The sequence below is a fragment of the Rhodococcus sp. CH91 genome (assembly GCF_022554085.1).
Lineage (GTDB): Bacteria > Actinomycetota > Actinomycetes > Mycobacteriales > Mycobacteriaceae > Rhodococcus.
This window is the reverse complement of the sequence record NZ_JAKFYR010000008.1, coordinates 31,274-43,690: the sequence shown is the minus strand read 5'-3', so window position 1 is coordinate 43,690 and position 12,417 is coordinate 31,274. Positions and strand designations below refer to the sequence as shown.

General features: G+C 67.9%; 13 protein-coding genes. 8 read left to right on the top strand and 5 right to left on the bottom strand.

Annotated features, from left to right (window positions below):
- Positions 1-33: 33 nt before the first annotated feature.
- Entirely contained in the window at positions 34-1,089 is a 1,056-nt protein-coding gene (locus tag MOM01_RS15875) for a ferredoxin--NADP reductase (protein ID WP_241386398.1), read from the bottom strand.
- A 258-nt stretch (positions 1,090-1,347) separates the two neighbouring features.
- Here MOM01_RS15875 and ggt point away from each other — a divergent pair, with 258 nt between their 5' ends.
- Entirely contained in the window at positions 1,348-3,327 is a 1,980-nt protein-coding gene (ggt, locus tag MOM01_RS15870) for a gamma-glutamyltransferase (protein WP_241386397.1), read from the top strand.
- Between the two features lie 70 nt (positions 3,328-3,397).
- On the opposite strand, the gene MOM01_RS15865 is transcribed toward ggt, so the two are convergent.
- Entirely contained in the window at positions 3,398-3,742 is a 345-nt protein-coding gene (locus MOM01_RS15865) for a winged helix-turn-helix transcriptional regulator (protein WP_241386396.1), read from the bottom strand.
- Between the two features lie 98 nt (positions 3,743-3,840).
- Between MOM01_RS15865 and MOM01_RS15860 the strand changes: the two genes are divergently transcribed.
- Positions 3,841-4,725: an NAD(P)H-dependent oxidoreductase gene (locus MOM01_RS15860; RefSeq protein ID WP_241386395.1), complete on the top strand. Its 885-nt coding sequence runs from the start codon at positions 3,841-3,843 to the stop codon at positions 4,723-4,725.
- Here the strand turns inward: MOM01_RS15860 and MOM01_RS15855 are convergent.
- From MOM01_RS15855 to mftR, 3 genes are all read right to left on the bottom strand, one after another.
- Complete coding sequence (locus MOM01_RS15855) at positions 4,648-5,094, bottom strand: hypothetical protein (protein ID WP_241386394.1); 447 nt, start codon at positions 5,092-5,094, stop codon at positions 4,648-4,650. The genes MOM01_RS15860 and MOM01_RS15855 overlap by 78 nt on opposite strands.
- A 75-nt stretch (positions 5,095-5,169) precedes the next feature.
- Entirely contained in the window at positions 5,170-5,973 is an 804-nt protein-coding gene (mftM, locus tag MOM01_RS15850) for a mycofactocin oligosaccharide methyltransferase MftM (protein WP_241386393.1), read from the bottom strand.
- Positions 5,970-6,620 (bottom strand): mycofactocin system transcriptional regulator, encoded by a 651-nt coding sequence (gene mftR, locus MOM01_RS15845; RefSeq protein ID WP_241386392.1) that lies wholly within the window; start codon positions 6,618-6,620, stop codon positions 5,970-5,972. Before mftR ends, mftM begins: the two co-directional genes overlap by 4 nt.
- A 119-nt stretch (positions 6,621-6,739) precedes the next feature.
- Between mftR and mftA the strand changes: the two genes are divergently transcribed.
- The 6 genes from mftA (at position 6,740) to MOM01_RS15815 (ending at position 12,415) form a co-directional block, all read left to right on the top strand.
- Positions 6,740-6,835, top strand: coding sequence for a mycofactocin precursor MftA (mftA, locus tag MOM01_RS15840; protein ID WP_006553546.1), 96 nt, complete (start codon positions 6,740-6,742; stop codon positions 6,833-6,835).
- 1 nt (position 6,836) lies between these two features.
- Entirely contained in the window at positions 6,837-7,136 is a 300-nt protein-coding gene (gene mftB, locus MOM01_RS15835) for a mycofactocin biosynthesis chaperone MftB (protein WP_241386391.1), read from the top strand.
- A 17-nt stretch (positions 7,137-7,153) separates the two neighbouring features.
- Positions 7,154-8,395 (top strand): mycofactocin radical SAM maturase, encoded by a 1,242-nt coding sequence (gene mftC / locus MOM01_RS15830; protein ID WP_241386390.1) that lies wholly within the window; start codon positions 7,154-7,156, stop codon positions 8,393-8,395.
- Positions 8,396-8,417: 22 nt separating this feature from the next.
- Positions 8,418-9,626: a pre-mycofactocin synthase MftD gene (gene mftD, locus MOM01_RS15825; RefSeq protein WP_241386389.1), complete on the top strand. Its 1,209-nt coding sequence runs from the start codon at positions 8,418-8,420 to the stop codon at positions 9,624-9,626.
- Positions 9,627-9,642: 16 nt separating this feature from the next.
- Positions 9,643-11,538 carry a mycofactocin system FadH/OYE family oxidoreductase 1 gene (locus MOM01_RS15820; RefSeq protein ID WP_241386388.1) on the top strand — a complete coding sequence of 632 codons (1,896 nt, stop codon included), beginning with the start codon at positions 9,643-9,645 and terminating at the stop codon, positions 11,536-11,538.
- 64 nt (positions 11,539-11,602) lie between these two features.
- Entirely contained in the window at positions 11,603-12,415 is an 813-nt protein-coding gene (locus MOM01_RS15815; protein ID WP_241386387.1) for a mycofactocin-coupled SDR family oxidoreductase, read from the top strand.
- Positions 12,416-12,417: the final 2 nt, after the last annotated feature.

The window sequence follows — 12,417 nt, the reverse complement described above, 5'->3', positions numbered from 1 at the left end:
CGGCTCTTCCCGCGGGGTCGGAACTCCGCGGAATCAGAACTCGATCTTGAGGTGGTCGGTCACCGGTCGCGCCTGGCAGCCCAGGATGTAGCCGGCCTCGATGTCCTCGGGGTCGAGCACGTCGCAGTGCTCCATCTCGACCTTGCCTTCGAGCACGGTGCACGCACACGACCCGCATTCGCCTTCCTGGCACGAATACGGCACGTCGATGCCCTTCGCGAGCATGATGTCGACGAGGGTCTGCTTCCGCGGCCACGAGAGCGTGTGGACCTCGCCGTCGAGCTCCACCTCGACGGTAGCCGCGTCGGCGGCGTCCTCCTCGCTGACCTCGACCGGCGCCTGGTCGGCGAACGGATCGCCCGAGAGGGAGTTGAAGACCTCGGCGTGCACGCGGGCGCGGGGCATTCCCACGGTGTTCAGGGCCCGGTGGACCGTGTCCATGAACGGTCCGGGGCCGCACATGAACGCCTCGTACGACTCGTAGGGCGCCACGAGCGCCGCGAGCTGCTCGGCGGTGGGCAGTCCCTGAACGGATTCGAGCCAGTGGACGACCGTGAGGCGGGTCGGGTACTTCTCCGCGAGGGCGCGCAGCTCCTCCGCGAAGATGACCGACTTCTCGTCGCGGTTGGCGTAGACGAGCACCACCTTGCCGCCGCCCTGGGTGAGTGCGGACTTGAGGATCGAGATCACCGGGGTGATGCCGCTGCCGCCACCGAAGAGCAGGAAGTCGTGATCGAGCGACTTCGGGGTGAAGACCCCGGCCGGGGGAAGGACCTCGATGGTCTGGCCCGCCGCGACGTTGTCGCACAGCCAGTTCGATCCGTAACCGTCGGAGGTGCGCTTGACGGTCACCTTGGGAGCGTCGTCGCTGAACGGCGAACTGGCGAGCGAGTAGCAGCGTGCCACCGAGCCCGTCCGCTCGCTCGGGATGCGCAACGTGAGGAACTGGCCGGGCCGGTAAGCGAACTTGTCGCGCAGGTCGTCGGGGACGGCGAACACGATCGACCGCGTATCGGCGGTCTCCTCGACGACGGCGGACACGGTGAGCATCACCGATCGTGAGCCGTGGGGCACCTCGACAGTCGTCATGGGTGTTCTCGTCCTCTCCTGCAATACGGCCGCGCAGGGCCAGAATCTAGAACGTGTTCTAGTCAGGCTACCAGCGCGCATCGGATGAGGAAAACGGTACCGGGACCGTTCCGGTGGGTGACGGGCCCACCCGGTCAGCGGGAAAACGACCTGCCTGCCCGGCCGATGTCACGCCTCTGCCGAGGTGGATCGATTCGACGAGGACAGGTGCTCGTCGAAGTCCTCACGTGAAGGGCTTCGCCCCGTTACCGTCTATGAATGTTTTCGCCTGCGAGCATCCGGTCCGATATCCGCACCGCGTTCGCCGCGACCGTCGCGATCGCACTCCTCGGCGCGTGCACCTCGGTATCGGCCGACACCTCCGGCAGGCAGGAAAGCGCGGGCGCCGCGACGTGCACCGCAGAACCGAACGGCACACCGCTCGCCGGCACATCTCGGCCACCCGAGTCCGGAGACCGCGACATCTCCACGAATCCCGAGGTCGCCACGGGATATCGCAGCGGTATGACGGCGGTGACCACGTCCTCGTACGCCGTGTCCACGGCCAATCCGGTCTCCACCGAAGCGGCCTGCGAGGTCCTGCGTGAGGGCGGGACCGCAGCCGACGCGCTCGTCGCGGCACAGATGGTTCTCGGCCTCGTCGAACCCCAGTCGTCGGGCATCGGCGGCGGGGCCTTCCTCGTGTACTACGACGCCGCGTCCGGGCAGGTGCGGGCATACGACGGCCGCGAGACGGCACCGATGTCCGCGACCGAGAACTACCTGCGCTGGATCAGCGACACCGAGCGCACGGAGCCGCGTCCGGACGCACGTGCCAGCGGCCGGTCCATCGGGGTGCCCGGTGTGGTCCGCATGCTGGAGAAGGTCCACGGCGAGCACGGCCGCAGCGACTGGAGCGAGCTGTTCGGGCCGGCGATCGATCTCGCGGACGACGGCGTCGTGATCAGCGACCGCATGGCGCAGTCGATCGCCGATTCCGCCGCACAGCTCGCGCTCGACGACGAGGCTCGCGCCTACTTCCTGCGTCCCGACGGCTCGCCCAGATCGGCCGGGGAGACGCTCACCAATCCGGCGATGGCGAAGACACTGTCCGCGATAGCCACCGGTGGTGCCGACGCCTTCTACAGCGGCGACATCGCACAGGGGATCGTCGACGCCACGGGCACCGATTCGGGCGGGCGCACGCCGGGCACCATGACCCTCGACGATCTCGCCGCCTACGAGGCGAAGGAACGCACGCCGCTGTGTACTCCCTATCGGGAGTACGAGATCTGCGGGATGCCCACTCCGTCCTCGGGAGGCACGGCGGTCGCCGCGACTCTCGGCATCCTCGAGAACTTCGATCTCGCCGCACTACCGCCCACCGAGGTGGATGCCGACGGAGGTGTGCCCGACGCGGAGGCGGTCCATCTGATCGCCGAAGCCGAGCGGCTCGCCTACGCCGACCGCGACAAGTACGTCGCCGACGCCGATTTCGTTCCGCTGCCCGGTGGTTCGCTCGACACCCTGGTGAATCCCGGATATCTGTCCGAACGTGCCGGACTGATCGATCCGGGCAAGAGCATGGGCGAGGCGGAGCCGGGCGACTTCGGTCCCGTGCCTCTCGGCATGCCACCGCAGAGTCCCGAACACGGCACCAGCCACATCTCGGTCGCCGACAGTTACGGCAACGTCGCATCCATGACGACGACCGTCGAGTCGGCATTCGGTTCCTTCCACATGGTCGACGGCTTCCTGCTCAACAACCAACTCACGGACTTCGCCGCCGAACCGGTCGACGAGGAAGGTCTGCCCGTCGCCAACCGCGTGGAGCCCGGCAAACGTCCCCGCAGTTCGATGGCTCCGACACTCGTCTTCGAACGAAGCCCGGAGGGGGAACGCGGCAGCGTGTACATGGTGGTGGGGTCCCCCGGTGGTTCGGTGATCATCCAGTTCGTCGTCCAGACACTCGTCGGCACACTCGATTGGGGACTCGATCCACAGCAAGCGGTCTCCGCGGTGTCGTTCGGCGCCGCGAACACCCCGGTGACCGGTATCGGCGGCGAACATCCGGCCGTCGACGGAGCCGACGACGGAGCGAACGACCCGCTCGTACGACAACTCCGCGAGAAGGGTCACGAAGTGTCGGTCGCTCCCAGGTCCAGTGGTCTGAGCGCGCTGGTGCGAGGGGACGGTGGGTGGATCGGAGGAGCCGACCCGCGCCGCGAGGGGGCGGTCATGGGGGATACCGGGCCGTGACCCGACCTGCCCGATCCGTGTCGCGGGTCGCAGCGGTGCATTCGGCCGCGAACAGGATCTCGCCCCGGCATCACGTGCGCGAGACGACCTTGCTGCTGTAGGCCTTGCCCCACTCGTCGAGCCATGCGACCGCGACCTCGAGGGTCCGGCCCAGTTCGGTCAACTCGTATTCCACCCGAGGAGGCACTTCGGCGAAGACGGTGCGCGAGACGATGCCGTCGGTCTCCAGCTCCCTAAGCTGCCGGGTGAGCACCCGGGCGCTGATCGGCCCGACCCTCCGCCCCAGTTCGCCGAACCGGCAGGGCCCACCGATCAGGTTCTTGACGATCGTGAGTTTCCAGGCGCCGCCGAGGACCACCACCGCGATCTCGACCGGGCACACCTGCATTGCCGTCTCGACGGCCTTCCGCGTCATCGGAACCCCCTGCTCGGCGACGATGCTTACACGACGGTCAGTATGTGCATCGAAAGTGCGTACTTCACATCATGTTCCCAGAAACAGACCATGGATGTATGACGGAGAGAGACAGTGTTCTGTGGGTGCATGCTCATCCGGACGAGACCTCGCTGGGTCACGCCCTGGTGCGATCAGGGGTGTCGCGGTTGCGCGAGGCGGGCACTCGGGTCGCGGTCTCGGATCTCTACGCGATGAACTGGAATCCGGTACTGTCGGACGCCGACTTCGGCACGGCGACGGGAGGTACGTTGTCCGAGCGGCAGAAACACGCCGCGACGACGGGTCGCCTCGCCGAGGACATCCGGCGCGAACAGGACGCGCTGCGCGCCGCGCGACACCTCGTCGTGTCGTTTCCGCTGTGGTGGTACGGCATGCCCGCGATCCTGAAGGGCTGGTTCGACCGGGTGTTCACCGCCGGTTTCGCATTCGGCGTCCGCGACGAGCAGGGGCGCGTCCGGAGATACGGTGACGGTGGGCTGGCCGGCAGGACCATGCTCGTCGTCGTCACCGCGGGGGATCGGGCTACGGCGCTCGGGCCGCGAGGTATCAGCGGTGCGATCGACCACGTGCTGTGGCCGCTGCTGCACGGCACGGCCTTCTACACCGGAATGCGGGTACTGCGACCGCATCTCGTCGCGAGTGCCGATCTCCTCGATCGAGCGACCTTCCCGGACGAGGAGAAGCGGTTGCGCGATCGCCTGGACCGTATGAACTCGGAGACGGCGATCGCGTACCGGCCGCTCCGCGGAGGGGACTACGACGGGGAGCACGTGCTGCTCGACCACGTCCGCCCCGGTGAGTACGGGCCGGATGTCCACGCCGTCGCCCAGGGTGCGATCCGGACTACCGCCACCGGTCCGGCGTCAGCGTGTGTCCGGAGTCGAGGAGTGCAACGGCAGCAGCACGGACAATGCTCCGGTGCACAGGATCAGGCACAGTAGCGGTCCGCCTCGGAGGATCTGGTTGGTGACCTCCCGTACCCGCTTGCCGAGGTCGTCACCCGTCGGTGCGGCGAGCACGATCGCGGGGCCGGTCTCGGCCCGCGCCGCTGCGACGAGAAGGCACTCCTCCGGTGTCGTGATGACCGGGATGTCGTTCGCGCCGTCGGTCCTCCCGATGACGACGGCGTCGTAGTCGGCGTCGTTCGTGTCGTCGTGATAGACGAGCAGTCGCACATCCGGCCGTTCGGGAATCGGACGGCAGTCCATCACCAGCCCGGGCGGTCGCGAGGCTTCTTCGTCCGTGGCGCCGTGCGGCAGAACGATACGGCGCGAGGTCCAGCTGAAGAAGCTCTCTGCGTTCTCGTCCATCGTGCGGCCTCCTTCCGGATACACCCGGCATTCGTCACCGGGCGACCTCCGGATGGGTCGGATACTCCTGCGATATCACTCGATCACGAGCCACCCGCCGTGGTGTTCGAAGACGTCGAACTCTCGGCCGGTGCTGCGTCCGAGTTCCTCGAGGGCGGTGGCATCGAAGGTGCGGATGTGCCCGTGGCACGCCGTTGCCTCGTCTTCGAAGGGTACCGCCACGACCACTCGTTTTCTCGCGATGCGCAGCGCCTCGTCGAGAATCGCGGTCCCGACGGGGTCGTCGACGTGCTCGAGCAGATGGATCGCGGTCACCGTGTCGGCACTGTCGTCGGGGACCGGTACGTGCGCGGCGTCGCATACCAGCGTGTCGACCCGAAGCCCGAGATGCGGCGCGACCGCGTCGAGCAGGCGCATGGTGCCCGGCAGGATGTCGGTGGCCGTGACCGCCGTACCGGCTGCGGCGAGTCGTAGTGGCAGAAAGCCGAAGCACGAGCCGAGATCGAGCACGTCACCACGCACCAGCTCTGCCGCCTTGTCGTGGATCGGTGCGAAATCTGCTGTGCCGTCGAGGAGTTCGCCGAGCGAATTGCGATAGTAGGTGATCCAGGATTCGAGGGCGCCGGCAACCGTGGAACGGACGATCCCCACCATGGTGAGTTCGAACTCGTTCTGCCCGAAGGCCGCATCCTGGATCGATGCGGTCACCTCGGCGACGAGGCGCTCACTGAGCTGGTCCGGGCCGAGGGAGTGGGAGACGTGGAGGCGATCGGCGTCGCGCCGCAGGGTCAGCGGACCGGCCGGCACACGTTCGACGCTCACGTGGCCGTGGGTCCAGCGGCCCGGCGGGCAGGGTGCGAGCGAATCGAGCACGGTCATGGCGAATCACCCTTGTTCGAGAGCTCGGACGGGGAGGTCGGGTCACTGTAGTCCAGGCCCGAGGTCAGAGTTCGCATTCCTGCGGCGAGGTAGTCGTGCAGATCCGAGGCGGGTTCGTCGAGCCACGACTCGTAGGCGGCGATCGCGACGCCGAGCAGCAGATAGCCGCACGTCCGGGGGACGGGGTCGTCCGGCCCGGCTCCGATGCGCCGGGCGACGAAGTCCGCGACGACCTGTCGCCAGCCGCGGTACATCACCGACGAATAACCTTGGAGGGCAGGTGTGTGCAGGATGAGCTGCATCCGCGCGCGGTGCCGTTCGGCCTCGCTCTCGGGGAATCTGTTGAAATCGTGCAGAGCCGTGGTCAGCGCTTCGGACAGGGGCACGTTCTCTGGTATGGATTCGAGACTCGCACGCATATCGGCCAGGTGCTTGTCGAAGTCTCCCCACGCCAGCTCGTTCTTCGAGGGGAAGTACCGGAAGAAGGTGCGTCGCGCGATACCGGCCGCCTCGGCGATGTCGTCGATGCTCGTCTCGTCGAATCCGACGTCCATGAACAACTCGATGCCGATGGCGGCGAGTTCCTCCTTCGAGGTGGACGGGCGTCGACCTACCCGAGCGGACGGTTCCCGTCGGCTGCGCGTCATCGTGTGTCTCCCGGGGTTACATTCTGCACTCGATGCCATTACAGTGGTGAAGAGGCTCACAATGCAAGCCTGCCGTGATGCCCGACTCCGTGTCAGGAGACAAACCCCGAGGAGGAATCATGTCCGATCGTGACAACGCGGTGATCGAATCCGATCTGATCGAGGAGTCCCTCGTCGAAGAGGTCTCGATCGACGGTATGTGCGGCGTGTACTGACATGTCCGCACCCGGAGCCACCGCCGTGGCATCTGCACAGTTCGATCCGGGTGCCCGCTGGCGGCTCCATCCGCAGGTAGCGCTTCGCCCCGAGCCTTTCGGGGCGTTGCTCTACCACTTCGGCACCCGCAAGTTGTCGTTCCTGAAGAACACTGTCGTGGTCGACGTCGTCCGGTCCCTGGGCGATCACGCGTCGGTGCGAGAAGCGTTGCGAGCGCACGGGATCGACGAGAGCACCGAGCGGCCCTATCTGCGTGCCCTCGGCACACTGGCCGACTCGCACATGATCGTCCCCGCCTGAGCCCCGAAGGACCATCCATGACGTCTCTGCTCGAACCGCCCGCCCCCACCGCACCGGTGAAGGTCGGGCGCCTCGTCGATCAGTTCGAGAAGGGCCTCGACGCCCCGATCTGCCTGACCTGGGAACTGACCTACGCCTGCAACCTGTCGTGCGTGCACTGCCTGTCCTCGTCCGGCAAACGCGACCCGCGCGAGCTGACCACCGAGCAGTGCAAGGCGATCATCGACGAACTGCAGCGCATGCAGGTCTTCTACGTCAACATCGGTGGCGGCGAACCCACGGTGCGCTCGGACTTCTGGGAACTCGTCGACTACGCCACCGAACACCAGGTGGGCGTGAAGTTCTCCACCAACGGTGTGCGCATCGACAAGAAGGTCGCCGAACGACTCGCCGCCTCGGACTATGTCGACGTGCAGATCTCCCTCGACGGCGCCACCGCCGAGGTCAACGACGCCGTGCGCGGCCCGGGCTCGTTCGCCATGGCCGTGCGTGCGCTCGAGAACCTGGCCGAGGCCGGTTTCCGCGACGCGAAGATCTCCGTGGTCGTCACCCGCCAGAACGTCGACCAGCTCGACGAATTCAAAGCTCTCGCCGACCGCTACGGCGCCACGCTGCGCATCACCCGCCTGCGCCCTTCCGGTCGCGCAGTGGACGTATGGGACGATCTGCACCCCACCCACGAGCAGCAGCGACAGCTCTACGACTGGCTCGTCGCGCACGGTGAAGGTGTCCTGACAGGTGATTCGTTCTTCCACCTGTCGGCCTTCGGTGGTGAGGGCGGCGGGTCGCTGCCCGGCCTGAATCTGTGCGGAGCGGGCCGCGTCGTGTGCCTGATCGACCCGGTGGGCGATGTCTACGCCTGCCCCTTCGCCATCCACGACAACTTCCACGCCGGGAACATCCTCACCGACGGCGGTTTCGCGAGCGTGTGGAAGAACTCGGACCTGTTCCGCGAACTGCGCGAACCCCAATCCGCGGGGGCCTGCGCCTCGTGCACCTTCTTCGATTCGTGCCGCGGCGGATGCATGGCCGCGAAATTCTTCACCGGCCTGCCGATGGACGGCCCCGATCCCGAATGCGTGCAGGGATACGGGCAGGCGGCACTCGAGGGCGAGCGCACCGTGCCGCAGTCCAGTGTCGACCACTCCCGCACCGGTAAGCGTGCCGAACGCCGCACCCCTGCCGCGCCCGTGCCGCTGACACTGCTCACCAAGCCCCCCGCCAAGTTCTGCGACGAGAACCCGCTCGCAGGCCTGTAGATCTTCGAGGAGACGACCCGAGATGGCCAAGCCTTCCTGGTTGAAGAACCCCTGGGCACAGGACCCGTGGTTCGAGACCGTCGCGATCGCGCAGCAACGCGCCCGCAGGCGCCTGCCCAAGTCCGTCTACGGCGCCCTGGTCGCCGGCTCCGAAGCCGGCATCACCGTCGACGACAACACCGCCGCTTTCCGTCAGCTGGGCTTCGCGCCGCACGTGGCGGGCCTGTCCGACAAGCGGGAGATGGGTACGCGGATCATGGGGCAGGACGTCGCCCTGCCGGTCCTCATCTCGCCCACGGGTGTGCAGGCCGTGCATCCCGACGGTGAGGTCGCCGTGGCCCGCGCCGCCGCCGCCCGCGGCACCGCAATGGGTTTGAGCTCGTTCGCGAGCAAGTCCATCGAAGAGGTCACCGCGGTCAACGAGAAGACCTTCTTCCAGATGTACTGGGTGGGCAGTCGCGACGTGCTCGTCCAGCGTATGGAACGTGCCCGCGCCGCCGGCGCCAAGGGCCTGATCATGACGCTGGACTGGTCGTTCTCCAACGGCCGCGACTGGGGCAGCCCCGCCATCCCCGAACGCATGAGCCTCGACGCGATGATCAAGTTCGCCCCCGAGGGCATCATCCGTCCCAAGTGGCTGCTCGAATGGGCCAGGACCGGTGGTGTGCCGGATCTGACCACGCCGAATCTGACCCTCCCCGGGGGCGAGGCACCCACCTTCTTCGGTGCCTACGGTGAGTGGATGACCACACCGTTGCCCACCTGGGAGGACGTGGCGTGGCTGCGCGAGCAGTGGGGTGACGCACCGTTCATGCTCAAAGGCGTCATGCGGGTCGACGACGCCAAGCGTGCCGTCGACGCCGGGGCCACCGCCATCTCGGTGTCCAATCACGGGGGCAACAACCTCGACGGCACTCCCGCACCGATCCGGGCATTGCCGGCGATCGCCGAAGCGGTGGGCAAGGACGTCGAGGTGCTGCTCGACGGGGGGATCCGCCGCGGCAGTGATGTCGTCAAGGCGATCGCCCTCGGTGCCAAGGCGGTACTGATCGGCCGTGCCTACCTGTGGGGGCTGGCCGCCAACGGTCAGGCCGGAGTGGAGAACGTCCTCGACATCCTCAGTGGCGGCATCGGGTCGGCGCTGATGGGCCTGGGCAAGAACTCGATCCACGAGCTGACCCCGGACGATGTGTTCGTGCCCGACGACTTCCGTCGCGACCTCGGGATCTGACCGCCGCTCCGTACGGATGAGCCCAGCGCTCACGGACCCGATCACCCTCGCCGGGCGCACCGCCCCGGCGAGGGTGATCTTCGGCCCGCACGTGACGAATCTCGGTGAGGGACGCGCATTCTCCGACGGGCACGTCGCTTATTACGAGCGTCGGGCCCGGGGCGGTGCCGGCATCGTCGTGACCGAAACGGCGTCGATCCACCCGCTCGATCATCCCTACGAGCGGGCGCCGCTCGCCGCATGCAGCGGCGCGGGCTACACGCGCATCGTCGAAGCCTGCCGGCCGTACGGCACGCTCGTGCTCGCGGGCCTCGGGCATCGTGGTCTCCAGGGGACGAGCGCCTGGACCCGATCACCCCTGTGGGCACCCTCGCGCATCCCCGATCCCGTCACACGCGAACTGCCCGCGGAGATGACCCGGGACGACATCGACGACATCGTGGACGGTTTCGCGCGCGGCGCCGGCATCGCCGCCGCGGCGGATCTCGACGGTGTCGAACTCGACGTCGGGCCGACGTCCCTGTTGCGGCAATTCCTTTCGGGTCTGACCAACCACCGCGACGACGAATACGGTATCGACCGGGCTCTCCTTCTCCGCGAGGTCGTCGGAGCGGTCCGCGAAAGACTCGGCGCGAACCGGATTCTCGCGGTGCGCCTCACCTGCGACGAGAACGCACCGTGGGCAGGTCTCACCCCCGACGTCACGGGCTCCCACGCCCGCGAGCTCGCGCCGGTGATCGACCTGCTGACGGTGGTGCGCGGCGGGCTGTTCTCACCGGAGACCTATCGGCCCGACGCGCACACGCCCCGAGGTTTCAACGACGACCTGTGCCGGAGCATCCGCGTGGCCGTCGACGGGGCGGTGCCGGTCGTCCTGCAGGGTGGTGTGGTCGACGCCGGTCACGCCCGGCGCGTGCTCGAGGAGGGCGTGTGCGACCTGGTCGAGATGACGCGGGCCCAGATCGCCGACCCCGACCTCGTCGCATCCGTCGGGCGCGGTGCGCAGCCGCGCCCGTGCGTGCGGTGCAACCAGGCGTGCCTGGTCGAGGACTTCCGCAACCCCGTCGTGGGATGTATCGGCAACGCCGAGGCCGGGCGCGAGAACCGGAACGGCCGGAACCCGGCGGGCCGGTCACGCGAGGTGCTCGTGGTCGGCGGCGGCCCGGCCGGACTCGAAGCGGCGCGGGTGGCCGCCGAGCGTGGGCATCGTGTCGTCCTCGTCGAACGCGAACCGTCGACCGGCGGTGCGGCTCGCGCCGCGGCCGGCAGGCGCTGCGTGGACTTCGGCGCGCTCACTCGCTGGCTGGAGGGGCGCTGCCGTGAGCTCGGGGTCGACATCCGCCTGGGCAGGGCGGCGACCCCCGCCGAGATCGCTGCTGCGCTCGCCTCCGGCACCGAGGTGATCCAGGCGAGTGGTGGCGTGCCGCGACCCCCGGGCTTCCCGGTGACCGCACCGAGCCGTTACGCGACCGCCGCCGACGTGCTCTCGGGTACCTGCCCGGATTCGCCGCGGGTGGTGGTGTGGGACCCGCTGGGTGGACCCGTCGCCGTCGCCGTCACCGATCACCTGGCGAGCCGGGGCGCCGAGGTGCACTATGCGACCGGTGACGCCCTCGCCGGGTCGCGACTGGCGCCGACCGGCGATCTCGTGCCCGCGAACGTCCGGATGCACCGGGCCGGGGTGAGGCGGCATCTCGGTGTGTCGGTCGCAGCCGTGGATGCGGGGGCGGTCCGTCTCGTACAGCGCGTCTCGGGGGAGGTGGTCGCCGTCGTCGATGCCGCGCTGGTCGACTGTTCGCCGCGGCTGCCGGGGCGGGAGGTGCCCGGGGCTCGTACCGCCGGTGACTGCGTCGCACCGAGGTCGGTTCGGGAGGCGATTCGCGAAGGCAACGAGGTGGCTCACGCGCTGTAACGTGGGGCACACTGGAACGCGTTCCAGATCCAGGTGGAGTCCTGGTTCGACGGAGAGGATCGATATGGGAGAGTTCGACGGCAAGGTCGTCTTCATCACGGGAATCGCTCGCGGACAGGGGCGTAACCACGCGGTGCGATTCGCGCGCGAGGGGGCGTCGGTCATCGGCGTCGACGTCGCGGGGCCGGTCTCGGAGTACATCACCTACGAACAGGCCACCGAGGACGATCTGCGCGAGACCGTGCGCCTCGTCGAGGAGGCGGGCGGGAAGATCCTCGCTCGCGTCGCCGACGTCCGCGACAGTGCCGCGCTGCGGGCCGTGGTCGAGGAGGGAGTCGGTCAGTTCGGGCGCCTCGACGTCGTGGTCGCCAACGCGGGCATCTGCACGTGGAACAAGTTCTGGGAGATGCCCGACGACCAGTTCGAAGAGCTGATCGACATCAATCTCACGGGAGTGTTCAAGACTCTCAAGGCCGCCGCGCCCGCCATGATCGAAGCCGGTAACGGCGGGTCGATCATCGTCGTCAGCTCGGTCGCCGGTCTCAAGGCGATGCCCGGCCAGATGAACTATGCTGCAGCGAAATTCGGTCTCGTCGGAATCACGCAGGCGGCAGCCAAGGAACTCGGTCCGTACCGCATCCGTGTCAACTCCATCCACCCCTACGGGGTCAACACCCCGATGGGGACCGACGTCAGTGTCCTGAAGTTGTTCGAGAAGAATCCCTCCTGGGGCCCGAACTTCGTTCCGATCCTCACCGAGAAGCCGGCGGCCGACCCCGACGACATCTCCGAGACCGTGCTGTTCCTCGCGAGCGATCGGGCGTCCACGATCACCGGCAGCCAGATGGCCATCGACCAGGGCAACTCGAAGGTCTGACG

Coding starts and splice junctions, on each gene's coding strand:
- MOM01_RS15820 (WP_241386388.1), top strand. CDS start 9,643: ATGAGCCCAGCGCTCACGGACCCGATCACCCTCGCCGGGCGCACCGCC.
- mftD (WP_241386389.1), top strand. CDS start 8,418: ATGGCCAAGCCTTCCTGGTTGAAGAACCCCTGGGCACAGGACCCGTGG.
- ggt (WP_241386397.1), top strand. CDS start 1,348: ATGTTTTCGCCTGCGAGCATCCGGTCCGATATCCGCACCGCGTTCGCC.
- MOM01_RS15875 (WP_241386398.1), bottom strand. CDS start 1,089: ATGACGACTGTCGAGGTGCCCCACGGCTCACGATCGGTGATGCTCACC.
- MOM01_RS15855 (WP_241386394.1), bottom strand. CDS start 5,094: ATGGACGAGAACGCAGAGAGCTTCTTCAGCTGGACCTCGCGCCGTATC.
- mftC (WP_241386390.1), top strand. CDS start 7,154: ATGACGTCTCTGCTCGAACCGCCCGCCCCCACCGCACCGGTGAAGGTC.
- MOM01_RS15865 (WP_241386396.1), bottom strand. CDS start 3,742: ATGACGCGGAAGGCCGTCGAGACGGCAATGCAGGTGTGCCCGGTCGAG.
- mftM (WP_241386393.1), bottom strand. CDS start 5,973: ATGACCGTGCTCGATTCGCTCGCACCCTGCCCGCCGGGCCGCTGGACC.
- mftB (WP_241386391.1), top strand. CDS start 6,837: ATGTCCGCACCCGGAGCCACCGCCGTGGCATCTGCACAGTTCGATCCG.
- mftR (WP_241386392.1), bottom strand. CDS start 6,620: ATGACGCGCAGCCGACGGGAACCGTCCGCTCGGGTAGGTCGACGCCCG.
- MOM01_RS15860 (WP_241386395.1), top strand. CDS start 3,841: ATGACGGAGAGAGACAGTGTTCTGTGGGTGCATGCTCATCCGGACGAG.
- MOM01_RS15815 (WP_241386387.1), top strand. CDS start 11,603: ATGGGAGAGTTCGACGGCAAGGTCGTCTTCATCACGGGAATCGCTCGC.
- mftA (WP_006553546.1), top strand. CDS start 6,740: ATGTCCGATCGTGACAACGCGGTGATCGAATCCGATCTGATCGAGGAG.